Source organism: Streptomyces sp. NPDC087310 (genome assembly GCF_044744405.1).
Classification (GTDB): domain Bacteria; phylum Actinomycetota; class Actinomycetes; order Streptomycetales; family Streptomycetaceae; genus Streptomyces.
In genome coordinates this window covers 956864-971638 of sequence record NZ_JBIUYF010000002.1, presented here as the reverse complement: position 1 = coordinate 971638, position 14775 = coordinate 956864, and the positions used below count along the sequence as shown (strand labels likewise).

General features: G+C 69.0%; 6 protein-coding genes. 2 read left to right on the top strand and 4 right to left on the bottom strand.

All coding sequences use genetic code 11. From position 1 onward, the window contains the following. The first annotated feature begins 416 nt into the window (after positions 1-416). On the top strand, positions 417-2465 hold the full coding sequence (locus ACIO3P_RS09925; RefSeq protein WP_401848154.1) for an APC family permease: 2049 nt from the start codon (positions 417-419) through the stop codon (positions 2463-2465). Between the two features lie 116 nt (positions 2466-2581). After that, on the top strand, positions 2582-3910 hold the full coding sequence (locus tag ACIO3P_RS09920; protein ID WP_401848156.1) for a class I SAM-dependent RNA methyltransferase: 1329 nt from the start codon (positions 2582-2584) through the stop codon (positions 3908-3910). Positions 3911-4550: 640 nt separating this feature from the next. Here ACIO3P_RS09920 and ACIO3P_RS09915 read toward each other — a convergent pair. The 4 genes from ACIO3P_RS09915 to ACIO3P_RS09900 are packed head-to-tail and all read right to left on the bottom strand — an operon-like array spanning position 4551 to position 14711. Beyond that, complete coding sequence (locus ACIO3P_RS09915) at positions 4551-6716, bottom strand: DEAD/DEAH box helicase (protein WP_401848158.1); 2166 nt, start codon at positions 6714-6716, stop codon at positions 4551-4553. Further along, entirely contained in the window at positions 6713-8038 is a 1326-nt protein-coding gene (gene brxD, locus ACIO3P_RS09910) for a BREX system ATP-binding protein BrxD (protein WP_401848160.1), read from the bottom strand. The genes ACIO3P_RS09915 and brxD overlap by 4 nt, the downstream gene beginning before the upstream one ends. Beyond that, positions 8035-10785, bottom strand: a complete 2751-nt coding sequence (gene pglZ / locus ACIO3P_RS09905; RefSeq protein WP_401848162.1) for a BREX-2 system phosphatase PglZ — start codon at positions 10783-10785, stop codon at positions 8035-8037. Before pglZ ends, brxD begins: the two co-directional genes overlap by 4 nt. Beyond that, the gene (locus tag ACIO3P_RS09900; protein WP_401848164.1) at positions 10785-14711 is read right to left on the bottom strand and encodes a hypothetical protein; all 3927 of its coding nucleotides are present in this window, start codon (positions 14709-14711) and stop codon (positions 10785-10787) included. Before ACIO3P_RS09900 ends, pglZ begins: the two co-directional genes overlap by 1 nt. Positions 14712-14775 lie beyond the last annotated feature (64 nt).

Sequence of the window (14775 nt, the reverse complement as noted above, 5' to 3'; positions counted from 1 at the left end):
GGCCCTACACCACACTCCCCGCAGGTCCTCTGACCTGCGTAAATGTCCTGCTCATGTCTCTCTTTCGGCTCGCCGGGCTACAGCGGCGGCCGGTTTGCGGTCGCCAGGCACCATCATGCCGGTGGAACCCGGAGCGGCCCCCTCGCGGGGGCCGGGGTGGCGCCCGCTGTTGCCCGAGACCAACGTATCGGTAAGGACCGACAGGCCGACGCCGGGCCGGTGCCCGGCGCGGACGGTGTGAGCATGACGGATGCCGGCCGGGTGTGAGCGTGACGGGTGCCGGCCGGGTGGCGACCGCCGCCAGGCGTCGGCGTCGGCACACCTCCCGACCACGGTGGGGCGACCCGGAACCCGTTGCACACCGGATGGGGGTGGTGCCCGCACACGTCACTGTTCGAACGCATACGATCCCTTCCGTGTCCAAACTGACCGACGTGCCCAAACGCATCCTGATCGGGCGGGCGCTGCGTAGCGACAGGCTGGGGGAGACCCTCCTCCCCAAGCGCATCGCCCTGCCCGTCTTCGCCTCCGACCCGCTGTCCTCGGTGGCGTACGCGCCCGGAGAAGTGCTCCTGGTCCTGTCCATCGCGGGGGTGTCGGCGTACCACTTCAGCCCGTGGATCGCCCTGGCCGTCGTCGTCCTGATGTTCACGGTCGTGGCGTCGTACCGGCAGAACGTGCACGCGTACCCGAGCGGTGGTGGCGACTACGAGGTCGCCACGACCAACCTCGGCCCCAAAGCGGGCCTCACCGTCGCGAGCGCCCTCCTCGTCGACTACGTGCTGACCGTCGCCGTGTCGATCTCCTCCGGCATCGAGAACCTCGGCTCCGCGATCCCGTTCGTAGTCGAGCACAAGGTCCTCTGCGCCGTCGCGGTCATCGTCCTGCTCACCCTGATGAACCTGCGCGGCGTACGCGAGTCGGGCAAGCTCTTCGCGATCCCCACCTACGTCTTCGTCGGCGGCGTCTTCATCATGATCGCCTGGGGCGCCTTCCGCGGTCTCGTCCTCGGCGAGTCCATGCAGGCCCCCACCGCCGACTACCAGATCAAGCCCGAGCACCAGGGGCTCGCCGGGTTCGCGCTGGTCTTCCTGCTGCTGCGGGCCTTCTCCTCCGGCTGCGCCGCCCTGACCGGCGTCGAGGCCATCAGCAACGGTGTTCCCGCCTTCCGCAAGCCCAAGAGCAAGAACGCGGCGACCACGCTCGCCCTGATGGGCGGCCTCGCCGTCACCATGTTCTGCGGCATCATCGGGCTGGCCATGGCCACCGACGTGAAGATGGCCGAGAACCCGGCCACCGACCTGATCAACGGGGGTGTCCCGGTCGGCTCCGGCTATGTCCAGAACCCGGTGATCTCCCAGGTCGCCGCCGCCGTCTTCGGCAGCGGGACGTTCTTCTTCGTCCTCCTCGCCGCGGCCACCGCGCTCGTCCTCTTCCTGGCCGCGAACACCGCGTACAACGGCTTCCCGCTGCTCGGCTCGATCCTCGCGCAGGACCGCTATCTGCCGCGCCAGCTCCACACCCGCGGCGACCGGCTCGCCTTCTCCAACGGCATCGTGCTGCTGGCCGGGGCCGCCGCGCTTCTCGTGGGCGTGTACGGGGCCGACTCGACCCGGCTGATCCAGCTCTACATCGTCGGCGTGTTCGTCTCGTTCACGCTCAGCCAGACCGGCATGGTCCGGCACTGGAACCGCCATCTGCGGACCGAGCGGAACGTCGCCAAGCGCCGCCACATGATCCGCTCCCGGGCGATCAACACCTTCGGCGCGTTCTTCACCGGGCTCGTGCTGATCGTCGTCCTCGCCACCAAGTTCACCCACGGCGCCTGGGTCGCCCTGCTCGGGATGGTGATCTTCTACGGCACGATGACCGCGATCCGCAAGCACTACGACCGGGTCGCCGCGGAGATCGCCGCCGCCGAGGACTCGGTCGCCGACACCGTACGGCCCTCGCGCGTCCACTCCATCGTGCTGGTCTCCAAGCTCCACAAGCCCACGCTGCGCGCCCTCGGCTACGCCAAGCTGATGCGCTCGGACACCCTGGAGGCGCTCTCCATCAACGTCGACGCGGCGGAGACGAAGGCGCTCAGGGAGGACTGGGAGCGGCGCGGCATCAACGTACCGCTGAAGATCCTCGACTCCCCGTACCGGGAGATCACCCGTCCGGTCATCGAGTACGTACGCGGACTGCGCACCGAGAATCCGCGCGACGCGATCAGCATCTACATCCCGGAGTACGTCGTCGGGCGCTGGTACGAGCACCTGCTGCACAACCAGAGCGCCCTGCGGCTCAAGGGGCGGCTGCTCTTCACACCGGGCGTGATGGTCACCTCGGTGCCGTACCAGCTCGAATCCTCGGAGCTGGCGAAGCAGCGGGCGAAGCGGCGCGGGATGTACAACGCGCCGGGCGCGGTGCGCCGCGGCCCGGTCGACGCGCGACCGAAGGACCCCGGTCCGGGGGAGTGACGGGGCGGTCCCGGCCGGACACGGGGCCGAAGTCCGCCGCGTAGACTGGTGGGCTGTCGTCCGGCCGGGACGCCCGTACCCCTTGATTCCCCCTGATCTTTTGGAGCCACCCCGTCATGAGCACAGAACCGCAGGCTTCGCTGATCGGGGAGGAGTACGAGGTCGAGGTGGGCCCCGTCGCCCATGGCGGCCACTGCATCGCCCGTAACGACGAGGGCCGGGTGCTCTTCGTACGGCACGCCCTGCCCGGCGAGCGGATCCGCGCCCGGGTGACGGAGGGCGAGGCGGACTCGCGCTACCTGCGCGCCGACGCCGTGGAGATCCTCGACGCCTCCAAGGACCGCGTCGAGGCCCCCTGCAAGTACGCGGGCCCCGGGCGGTGCGGCGGCTGCGACTGGCAGCACGCCAAGCCCGGCGCGCAGCGCCGCTTCAAGGGCGAGGTCATCGCGGAACAGCTCCAGCGGCTCGCCGGACTCACCCCTGAGGAAGCGGGCTGGGACGGTACGGTCATGCCCGCACCCGGCGACAAGCTCCCGGCGGGCGAGGTGCCGGCGTGGCGCTCGCGCGTGCAGTACGCCGTCGACGAGAAGGGCCGCGCCGGGCTCCGCAAGCACCGCTCGCACGACGTGGAACCGGTCGACCACTGCCTGATCGCCACGGAGGGCGTCAGCGAACTGGGCATCGAGCGCCGGGAATGGCCGCAGATCGCCACGGTCGAGGCCATCGCCGCCTCGGGCTCCGGCGACCGCCAGGTCGTCCTCACCCCGCGCGAGGGCGGCCGGCTCCCGCTGGTGGAACTGGACAAGCCCGTCTCCGTCCTCCGGGTGGAGGAGCACGACGGCGGGGTGCACCGCGTCCACGGCCGAGCCTTCGTCCGCGAACGCGCCGACGGCCGTACGTACCGCGTCGGCATGGGCGGCTTCTGGCAGGTCCACCCGCAGGCACCGCAACTGCTGGTGGAGGCCGTGATGCAGGGCCTGATGCCGAGGAAGGGCGAGACCGCCCTCGACCTGTACTGCGGGGTCGGCCTGTTCGCCGGGGCGATCGCGGAACGCGTCGGCGAGAGCGGCGCGGTCCTCGGCATCGAATCCGGCAAACGCGCGGTCGAGGACGCCCGCCACAACCTGAAGGACCTCCCGAGGGTCCGCATCGAACAGGGCAAGGTCGACCAGGTACTCCCGCGCACCCGCATCACGGAAACAGACCTGATCGTCCTGGACCCGCCCCGCGCGGGCGCGGGCAAACAGACGGTCAAACACCTCACCGGCCTGGGCGCCCGCCGCATCGCCTACGTCGCCTGCGACCCGGCGGCACTCGCGCGCGACCTGGCGTACTTCCGGGAGGGCGGGTACAAGCCGCGGACGCTGCGGGCGTTCGACCTGTTCCCGATGACGCACCATGTGGAGTGCGTGGCGATCCTTGAGCCTGCCGAAAAGGGCGCCTGACCTGCGGGTTTGGGTGGTGTGTGCTATGTGCATTGTGGGCGTTACGGGCGATATCTTGACGCTGAAATGACGCTCCGCGAGGCATCTTGACGCTCATTTGACGCTCGTTCTGATGGAGCGTCAGGCGCGAGTCCTTGCAGGTGGCAGGCGTCGGGTGCGAAGTCCTGCTGCCCTGCCTTTGCTGCTTGTTGGTGTGGCGCTGTCGGTTATGGCCTCATTTGTGGGTGAGGGGATGTGCGGTTCGCAAACGCCTGCTGGGCGAGTACCGGTGCGAGATCCGTGGTGCTGGGTCATGGCGGCGTGGGCTTCGTGCAGGGCGACTTCTCGGTCTTGCCGTGTCGCTTCCCGGTATGAATCAGAGTGAATGTGGCTACGTGTCGAGGCCACGGCTCACTGAAAGGGGCAGGACGTGACGGATCAGCCGGTTTTCTTGCTGGGGCAAGGGCTGCAGGTGGAGGTCAAGCGAGCCACCGACACCAGGGTCCGCCGCGAGGTGGTGGGGCAGATGCTCGACTACGCCGCTAACGGAGCCCGCTACTGGCCGGCGGCCCTGCTGCAGCACTCTTTCGAGGAGACGTGCAAGGCTGATGGCCGAGATCTGACCTTCTGTCACCACACTCCGCATCTCGGGGGAACCTCACTACCTGTCGGTGAGCGTGGAGAGCCGAATGGATTCAGTGAGGGCGGTTTCCGCGCCCGTTGAGTCCATGAGGCGTGCGGCGAGTGTTGCCTCGGCCAGACGGGAGGGGAGCGCCTCGCTGAACTTGAGACCGCGGATCGCGTGGCCGTCGACTTGGGGGAGGGCGAGGTTCGCTTGGGCGTCGCGCAAGGCGTTCTGCCAGCGTGGCGGTGTGAGGTCCTCGCGAAGCCGGATCCAGTCGCCGTTCGTTCGGCGGTGCGGAACGACGACGGAGGGGAGCGTGGCGGACAGTGTGGCGTTCGCGCGGTGCCCGGCCCAGGTCCACCATCGAACGTCCCCGCCGCCGCGCCGGACGATCAGTGTTCCGCCGGGGTGGACCGTGTCCAGGAACATCTCGCGTGCTTCTGTGAGCCGCAGAGAGGCCCGGTTGGTGAGGCGTACCGGAGGGTCTTCTCCCAGTAGGACGTCCCTGGTCGCACGAGTGAGGGTGAAGGAGCGGACGCGCTCGGCTCCGAACCCGTTCCAGCGGGCGCGCCCGCCTTCGTCGACCGGTTCCACGAAGCAGCGCTTGCGGTGCCAGTCGATGTACGTCACCTGCCAGTTGCGGCCCGCGAGCAGGAGTCGGCGGGGGCCTTTGATCTCCTCGGTGAGCAGATCGGGGTCGGTGCGACCGATTTCGGTGCGGCCGTTGAACACGGTGAACTCAGGGGGCGCGGTGAAGACGGCGGTGAGATTCATGAAGTGGCGGTGCCCGTAGCGCCGTTCGGCCTCGGGGCCGATGAACAGCAGGCCGCCGTCTTGGTCCAGATAGCCCTCCTGGACGAGGTGGTTGACGACACGTTCGGCTCCTGCGTGGAACGGGGTGAGTCCGTTCCACCACTGCTGCCAGAGGTTTTCGCCGACCCGGTGCTCCTGGAGGCATAGCGCGAGGATCTGCTGGGCGATCAGGTGACGAGGCTCTGGGGGAGCGATGACGGGTTCGACCCAGCCGCGGGACCACTGCAGGAGCAGAGCCGCCGAGGAGAGCAGGGCCTCCTCGCTCACCGAGAGAAACAAGCAGTTGCGGAGAGTGCCCGGCCGGCGGCCGGTCCGTCCGATGCGTTGGAGGAATGAGGCGACGGTAGCGGGGGCGTCGAGTTGGATCACCCGGTCCAAGTCGCCTACGTCGATGCCGAGTTCGAGTGTGCTGGTGGAGACGATGACGCAGTCCCGGGCCTCGGCGAATGCTGTTTCGGCACGGCGCCGTTCGTCGACAGAGAGGGAGGCGTGGGAGAGGAAGGTGGTGATCCCTCTCAGGCGGAGCTGTTCGCCGAGTTCCTCGACGGTGCGGCGGCTCTCGCAGAAGACGAGTCGCTTCTCGCCGCGGTGCAGCGCGGCAATGACAGTGGCGGCGTTGGAGACAGACCCCACGTAGTCGAGTTCAATGTCACCAGGAGGATGGGCCGGGACCGTTCCCTCTGCCGCGTGGCGGAGCGCTTCACGCTGCTCGTCTGCCAGATGGGGAGCGACGACCTGGCCCGGGCGGGTGCCGTGTCCGGAGCCCTGGAGCCAGGTCAGCAGGTCGTCGGGGTTCCCGACGGTTGCGGACAGGCCGATCCGCTGGAGTGGGCGCCCGGTGACGCGTGTGAGTCGTTCCAGTACGGCCAGTAGGTGCCAGCCTCGGTCGTCACCGGCGAAGGCGTGGACTTCGTCGACGACGATGCTGTGCAGGCCGCTGAAGAAGGCGCGGTGGTCGACATGGGTACTCACCAACATAGATTCCAGCGATTCCGGGGTGGTGAGCAGGATGTCGGGCCGTTGGGTCAGGATGCGGCGCCGCTTTGTGCTCGCGATGTCACCGTGCCAGAGCCCGACGGTTCGGCCCAGCCAGTCGGCGTAGGTCTCAAGGCGCGGGTGGAGGTTGTTCAGGAGAGCCTTGAGCGGACATACGTACAGAACGCTGGTGCCCTTCCAGCCTCGCTGGTTCATGCGTGTCAGCAGAGGGAAGGCGGCGGCCTCCGTCTTCCCGCCGGCGGTGGGGGCCAGGAGAACCGTGTCCTGTCCGCTTAGGAGAGGCTCGATGGCTTGTTCCTGCAGGGGGCGTAGGGAGCGCCAGCCGAGGGAGTTGACGATGTGGTGCCCCAGGACTGGATCGAGGAGATCGAACACGTCTGCTGGAGTGGTCATGGCAGTTCCAGCGCGATGTCTCCGGCGCCGGTGGCCGCGCTGCGTTCGGTCTCGCTGAGTTCGGAGGTGTTCAGGGTGAGGGAGTAGTGCCGACGGGGATCGAAGTCTTCGAATTCATCGACGCGGTCCAGCACGTCGGCAACGAGTTTTCGCAGGTAGAGGCGGGGTGCGATGCCGACTTTGCCTCCGAGGGAACCGGTGAGTGCGGCGGCGAGTTCGTCGAGGTAGGCATCGTCGACCCGAGCGGTGAGGATGTCAGGGTGCTGGGCACCGCCTACGTACAGGTCGCGTACCTTGCGGCCGAGGTCGCCGAGCGAGGCCAGGTCGAAACCGGGCAGGCGCAGTTGTACGGCGCGTGGCGAGTCGAAGCGGGGATCGGTGGTGAAGTCGGTAGCCAGGCGTTGAGCGAGGGGCGCGAGACGCTGCACGCCTTGCTGTCCGTCGTAGAAGGCGGGGGTGCCGGTGATGACGAGAAAGAGACCCGGAAACCGTCCGGCGTCGATCTCGTCGAGAAGCTGGCGGAGTGCGTTGAGTGATTTCTCCCGGACGTCGCCGCGTACTCGTTGCAGGGTCTCCACTTCGTCGAGTACGAGCAGCAGACCCGGGTGGCCGCAGTCGCGCAGGACGGTCAGTAGCCCCTGGAGGAATCCGAGGGCGGCGAAGTGGTCGAGGTCGCCGCGGATGCCGGCGGCCCGCTTCGCGGAAGCGGCGACCGAACGCTGGCCCGCCAGCCAGGCGATGAGTGCCTCGGCGTGGGCACCGTTGTCGTCCGCGACGGCCTGACGGTAGCCGCGCAGGGCGGCGGAGAATGCGGGGGTGGTGCGGGCGACGTCGGCGAGTCTGCGCTCCAGGAGCTGGTCGACGGCCTGGGCCAGAGCCTTCTCGTCATCGTCGGACACCTCGCCGGTGGCGAGGACTTCTTCCTCCAGCGCGTAGAACCAGGAATCGATGATGGCCCTGAGCGCGGAGGGCTGATGCGTGGAGGTGGTGAGGCGCTCGACGAGCCGCCGGTAGACCGTTTCGAGGCGGTGCAGGGGCGTCTCGGTTTCGGAGATCTGCACCTCGCTGATCGCGAGCCCGCGCCGTTTGGCGCGCTCCGCGAGCCAGCGGGCGAAGAAGGTCTTGCCCGAGCCGTACTCGCCACGTAGTGCGTGGAAGGCGGCCCCGCCGCGTGTGACGGTGTCCAGGTCGTCGTCGAGGCTGGCCTCGAAGCGTTGCAGGCCGACGGCGAACAGGCCCAGGCCGGCCTGCGGCACGGTGCCGCGCCGCAGGGCGTCGATTACGTCCTTGCGCCGCGCTGCGCTGATGTCGGGGGCGCTCATGGTGTGTCTCCCAGGAACTGCTGCTGGAGCAACGCCTTGTCGAGCTGGACGGTGCGGCCTGCCTCTACAAGGCGGAGCACGGCATAGCCATCCACGTTGAGAAGGCGTTCCAGCACGGTGGCGAAACGTTCGGGATTGCGCTGCGACTTGCCGGTGGCGGCCTGGGCCGCAGCGGCCACTGCACCGGGGGACAGCTTCCCGCCCGCGTCGACCAGCGCGTCGATGACGGCGGCGACGGCTCGCTCGGGCGGTGCGAGGCGGACGAACTCACGCTGTGCCTCGTAGGCGTCGCTCTGCACGGTCCGCTCGCCCAGCGTGCCCTGGCCGGGAAGTAGGAACATGCCTGGGGCCGGCTGCCCGGAAGGAGCTGGCACGGGCTCGTCAGGGGTGGTGGCCCGTGCGGCACTCGGGACGCTGCCCAGCCACCAGTCGGGCTGGGTGCGTTCGGTCGGCAGCAGGGTCCACCCGGACGGGACCGGCCCTTCGGCGGGCACCAGAGCGATCACTGGGATGACGACCTCGGCGAGCGAGACCCCGCCGTGGTATCCGGCCTTCCGAGCGGTGTAGCGCAGGTCCTCACGCCAGGGCGCGGTGACCCGGCCGCCCGAGGTGAGCACGCGCGGGCCGGTCAACTCCACTTCGCCGGCCTGTGCCGCTCCAGTGCGCCAGCGAGCCCCGCCCGCTCCGGCTGCCTCCGGCTGCCGGTGATCGCGAGGAGTGCGGTCCAAGACGTGACCGTGGTCCGAGACGAGGAGGACGGGGCGGCCGTAGTCGCGCGCCGCGTTCAGTAGATCGGGCAGCTTGGCAATGTCGTCGATTCGCCACCGGCCGCGTGCTGCCTCCCGGCCGTCGTCCAGGGCGTCGTCGATGGTGTTGAGTACGACGGCGACCACGTCGTCGGAGGCCAGAGCCCGTACGAGATCAGGGCTGAGACGGTGCCCGGGAAGCCCTTCGAACCCGCCCTTGTGGAACAGCTGGGCCTCACGCCGCCGCTTCTTCCAGAAGGTCTCGAAGCCCATGCGCTCGACGCTCTGCCCGCCCTCGCTGGCCTTCCCACACAGTAGGGAAGCTCTGCTGATCCTCGTGACGGAAGGGATCATGGACACGGCTGCCTGGCGGGCGGCCTCGCGGCCGGCGCCGGGCTTCGGCACCACTTCGGTCCAGACGCGGCGGTCCAGCTCGGCTGCCAGATGGACGGCCACATCCGCGCTCATCCCGTCCAGGACGAGGATCAGCGGGCGGCCGCCGTCGCGGGCGAGCGGGGCGGCGGCTTCGCCCAGGACGTCCTCGATGAGCAGGGAATCCCCGGGCGCCTGCTGCGAGGCCGTCTCGGTCCACAGCGCGAGTGCGTGGGCGAACTCTTCGTCCAGGGCGTCCCGGCGCTTGCGTACGGCCTTGATGAGCCGGTGGTAGGAGTCGGAGAGGGCCGCGTCGCGCGAGGTGTCGCCCTCGGCGAGGACGCTGACCGCAAGGTCGACCCAGGCGGTCGACGCCAGGTGTTCCCGTACCGTCTGGGACACCGAAGTCACCTGTGGCTTTGGTGCGTTCAGCCAGCGGACCAGCCGGACCGCAGTGTGCGCGCGGTCGGTGGATTCGGCGTTGAGAGCGGCGAGATAGTGGTCGGTCAGGTCACGCAGTGCGGCTTCGGCGCGCGGGGCGCGGCCGTGCAGAACGGTGGTGAGTGACTGCAGCCGGGCGCGGTATCCGGAGGGCAGGAGGCGGTCCGTGCCGATCAGCTCGGCGAGGCGGGAGTCCGCGGCGAGCTGATCGGCACGTTCGAGGACGGCCAGCACACGGTCGCGGGCCTCGCGACGTTGCGTTCCCGTGCCCTCGGCCTGCGCGATCCAACGGGTGACGACACCGGTCGCCGCCTCCGAGAACGGCCTGAGCGCGTCGAACGAGGACAGAGCGCTGCCGAACAGCGTGCCCAGGGTGAAACCCGCGGGCTCCGCGGAACTGGAAGTGAGCGCGGCCGACGCGAGGACTCCCAGGGGGAGCGCGTCGCGTCCCCGGCCGTCTGCGGCCAATGCGAGCAGGGTGGGAGCCGCAGGGCCCACAGTCGTCCCGAGCCAGCTGCCCAGGCCCGTCCGTTCGGCGGAGGGCAGAGCCGCGAACAGCGCCGGTCCGGCCGGCCCGCGGGTCCACGCGAACAGCGTGTCTGCGTCGAGATCGAGGGTGTTGGCCTGGATATCGCCCAGCTTGAGCCGGGCGGCGATCAGTGCCTGGATCGCCCGGTCCCGCGTCAGTACGGCGCCGCTGTGCGGCCAGCCGTCGACCGGTTCGGCCTCAAGGAGGGCGTCGAGCAGCCAGGACTCGCCGACCATGCGGGTGTCGAGGTCGGTGGCCCCGAAGAGCTGCTTGACGATATCTGCCCGGTTGACGGTGAGCGGCCGCCGACGCACGGCGTGGGCACGGACGTCCCAGCCGAGCTGGTCGACCGGAACGCCGCTGGTGACGACGAGCACGCTGTCGCCGTGATGGCCCGAGTCCTCGCCGTCACCCAGGTCCACGCTGCTCCCGTCGGTGAGATGGCGCCGCCAGGCGTCGGAGATTCCTAGGGGGGAGTCCTGGCTGGTGATCCGGACTCGCCTGTTCTCGCCGTCGACGCGGAGCGTGAACTCGCTGTCCTGTTCACCTCCCTCGAACACGGCGTCGACCAGGACCAGGCATCTTCCGCCGGCGGACGGGAGTTCCGACTCCAGGAGGACCTCGATGGCACGCCGTCCAACGGCCGGCCGGGCCGCCATCAGGCGGAGTCCTTAGGCGTGTGTTCGCCGTCGTGCACCGCTCGCCAGGCGATCTCCACCGTCACCTGGGGATGCGCACTGCGGAACTCCTCGATTTCGCGCCGTACGGCGGCCAGTTCATTGGCAAGGGCGGCTTCCAGGGAGGTCGTTCCGGGAGAGAGGAACCTTCGGGCGGCCTGCGCCCGGGCCGAGCCCGCCCCGGTCCCGGCGACGGATCCGGCACCGTCGCCGGGACCGGGCGAGGAGCTGCCGTCCGACGGCCGCACCGGGTGCGTGGACGGAACGGAAGGGCTGCCGCCTTCCCCCAGTGAGATCTGCCCGGCAGTGGGCGAGGGTGGGGTTGGTTCGGCCGGAGCAGGAGCCCGCTCCACTCTGAGCGCCGCGTCCACGATAGCCAGCGCGGTCTCCCGGACCGAGCCGAGGGCGGGTACCAGCGAGCGCTCGAACTCCGAAGCACGGGCCGCCTCCGCGATCTGGCCGAGGAGCCGCTGGGCGCGGTCGCCCACTGAATCATCCCGGGCGGACAGGTCACGGACACTGCCGAGCAGTCGCCAGTCCGTGTCGTCCAGCGCGGCCAGTACATCGACGGCGGTGTCCATTGTGGTCGACAGATCCCGTTCCGTGCTGTCGTACGAGGCGGTGGCGAGTTCCCGCACCAGACCGGTCGCGTCCTTGCTGTGCAGACCAATCCTGGCAAGAAGGCTGTTGGCCTCGCGTAGCAGGCCGGAGCGCGGGTACGGCTGCCCGTCGCCCAGGCCGAGAAGGTCGGCGTGACGGTCCAGCGAGGCACGCACCCCGCCCACGGCCTTCTCGTAGACCTCAGCCTTCTCCCTGACCTCTTCGGCGAGCTTGTTCACGGTGCGGGCGTACTTCGCGGGCTTGGACGAGATTCCGAACAGACGTCCGGCACGGTCCCGGGCCTGTGCGTACTCGTCGTCGCTCGGCAGCGGCTGCGAGCGCAGCGCCCAACCGGGCCCGATCTCGGCCAGTACCGGTGCGGCCTGCGCGGGGCCGGAGTGGTACTCCCAGGCCCGGTCGTCGAGCAGGGCGTACGCGGCGATGACCAGGTTGCTGGTCTGCTTCTCCAGACCGCTGTAGCCCAGGTCCCTCACGATCCACCGGCGGATGTCCTCCACTGGGAGAACCGAGGTGTCCCGGGTCTCCGCGTCCCGCCCGGCAGCCTGGTTGATCCGGGTGCGCCAGTCCGCACGCAGGACCAGAGGCCCGTCGTGGACGGTGCCCAACTCCAGGGGTTCGGCGATCCGTTTGACGGTTCTGAGGTGGTGGTCGTCGACCTCGACCCGGCCGCCATCGTCCATTGCCTTGGTGAACCACTCCAGCGTGGTTTTGATCTCGCCGGCAGTGACGGCCTTCGGCTGCCCCGTTTTCGGGTCGTTGCCAAAGTCGGGGTGCTGAGGGTGGAGCGCGGCGAACAGACCGTCGGCGAGGTGCCGCACATTATCGGAGAACGTGTTCCCCCCTTCGGGCTGAGGATGCCGAAAGCGCGGTTCGAGGGACAGCACGTGTTCCCCGTCGGGGACCTCCGCTCCGCGGGTGCCGTCCTTGACAGCTGCGATGCCGTACACCTCGGCGAGCGCGCCGGTCAGAGTACGGGTGAGAGTCTCCCGGCCGACCTCCAGCTGACGGCGGGCCTTGGCCCGGTCGTCCGGCGGGTAGTTGCGGGTGTACTCGGCCAGCCGGTCGCGTTCGAGCAGGAACAGAATGCGCATCAGCCGACCCAGCTGGGCCTTGCGCTGCTCGGAGAAAAAGTCCGGCAGCCACACCAGGGTCGGCGCCTCGTGGCCGGCCTTGATGAGGTCCTTCACCCGCTGGTAGTCGTAACTGGGGAAGAAGGTGTCCTCATCGAAGGGGTAGTCGACGACGAATCGGATATTGCCCTCGGTTGCCGGGGCGAACTGCTCGTCTGGCACGTCACGGGCATCCCTGACGTTACCGAAGACGAATTCGGCGGTCCGCCTGGTACCCCGCCAGATGATCTCCTTCTCGGCGAGGATCCGGCCGTCCTTGACACCGAGCAATTCCCAGAGCCGGTCACGCAGCCACACCCGGCGCACTCCGGCCTTGTCCTCGCCGGCGACAGCGTCGAGCAGCGGCTCCACATCCAGATCGGACAGGTGCAAGGAGAAGACCGGATCGCCCTCCCCCTCGGAGCGCAGCTCGGTGGGGAACTCCGCTTGGAGGGCCCGCATCCGGTCGATGACCTTGTCCTTGACGGGTACGGTCCGCGAGCGCACCGACCCGTGGTTCAGGGCGGCGAGACGCCCCCCGGTCAGCCGGCGCAGAGCGGGCACGTCAGGCGCGAGCGCGGCGAGCAGCAGTGTCTTGACGAACCGTTCGTCGGCCAGGAAGTCCGGGTGGTCGGTCGCCCCGTACTTCTCCAGGAGATGGTGGCGGGCCCGGCCGTGGAAGAGCCTGGCGGACTCCGCCTCGTGCTTCAGCTTGTCGGTGAAGGCCGCCCCGATGCCGTCCACCAGGACGTCCCACAGGTCCCCGAGCGGAATCAGCAGTCCGACGGCGGCATCGGCGTTCTTCTCCAGGAGCTGCTGGACCAGCTTCAGACCAGTGCGCTCCCGCTGCAGCGCGCCGGACAGTGCGACCAGGACGTTGAGCAGGGCGGGCGAGAGCGGGTAGACGGAACGAAAGTCCTCCCAGGTCGCCTGCGTGGCACCGCCCCCGTCGAGGAGGACGTCCTTGACGAGCTGGCCTGACTTGTCGATACCGGCGAATGCGCGGTCCAGGACGGCGTCCTGCCCTGGAAGGGGCTTGAGGACCCGCTCCTTGATGATGTCGGGGAGGTTGCGGTCCTCCAGGTTGACGACGCTGACGCGCTCCTTCAGGTATTCGAGCGCCTGCTCCATGTTCTTCACGTCGGAGCCGAGGATGTCGGAGCCGACCAGCTGCGACAGATCTCGCTGCCGTGAGATGAACGAGATGATCGGCACCGGTCGGTCGGGGTTGGCGGACTCGATCAGCTTGACCAGCTTCTGGATCTCGTCGTTGACGAAGGTCCGCTCCCGCATCCGCGCTTGGAGCCACAGGATGAGCTCGTCCAGGAAGAGCACCACACCGTCGTAGCCGAGATCGCGTGCGTGCTTGCTGATCGCGCTCAGCCCGTCGTCCAGCGACACGAAGGAGGCGGCGACGCCCTGCGCGTTGCTCGTGTACGACTTCATTGGCCCGTTGACCAGTGCCGCGACCAAGTTTTCGCGGCGCTGGTCGCCGGGAGGCGCGGCGAAGGCGGCGTCAAGCAGCTCGCCTGTCCAGGCTGCGGCGGGGACGGAACCGATCGGCGTGAGGTCCCCCTCGTCGTCGTCGGTTGCGACGGGCTGAGGGGCGGCGGGCGCCGCGGACGGCAGCAGAGTGACGAACATGTCGTCGCCGAGGGTCTCCCGCATGGCGCGGGCGTCGGCGAGCAGGAAGTCCGCCTTGTGCACGGGCGGGACCGGGGCACCGGGATGCAGGGCCCGCACCGTTTTCACGTAGCCGTCGAGCAGCGCGGAGTCCAGGTTCACGGCGCCGACCAGGTGGTACGGCACCATGAGGAACTTCTTGCCCGGCAGCCAGTCGTCGTGCTCGGCGACCGCCTCGCGCAGCCGCGGCTTGGCACGTACCGCAGGCTCCCCGTTGAGCACCGCGTGCAGCACGGTGAGGAAGTGGCTCTTACCCGCACCGAACGATCCGTGCAGGTAGGCGGCGTGCGACTTGTTCTTCTTTACCGCGCTGCGGACCAGGCGCAGCGCGGTGTCGAACTCCCTCCGCAGCTGCTCGGTGACGACATACTCCTCGACCGAACCCGCGGCGGAACCGCTGAAACCCCTCGACAGTTCGACCTTGAAGTCGCCGGCGAGGACGTCCTCCTTGATGTCGAGGACGTCCCTCAGCGTGATCTCACTGCCCCTGGCCATCAGCCGCTCCCACTATTTTGCCCGCCGTGCACCACCGGCCGTCCAGACCGGTCACAACTGTTCC

Bases quoted from the DNA above. Each gene is read 5' to 3' on its own strand.
- ACIO3P_RS09920 (WP_401848156.1), top strand. From the start codon at position 2,582: ATGAGCACAGAACCGCAGGCTTCGCTGATCGGGGAGGAGTACGAGGTC.
- ACIO3P_RS09915 (WP_401848158.1), bottom strand. From the start codon at position 6,716: ATGACCACTCCAGCAGACGTGTTCGATCTCCTCGATCCAGTCCTGGGG.
- brxD (WP_401848160.1), bottom strand. From the start codon at position 8,038: ATGAGCGCCCCCGACATCAGCGCAGCGCGGCGCAAGGACGTAATCGAC.
- pglZ (WP_401848162.1), bottom strand. From the start codon at position 10,785: ATGGCGGCCCGGCCGGCCGTTGGACGGCGTGCCATCGAGGTCCTCCTG.
- ACIO3P_RS09900 (WP_401848164.1), bottom strand. From the start codon at position 14,711: ATGGCCAGGGGCAGTGAGATCACGCTGAGGGACGTCCTCGACATCAAG.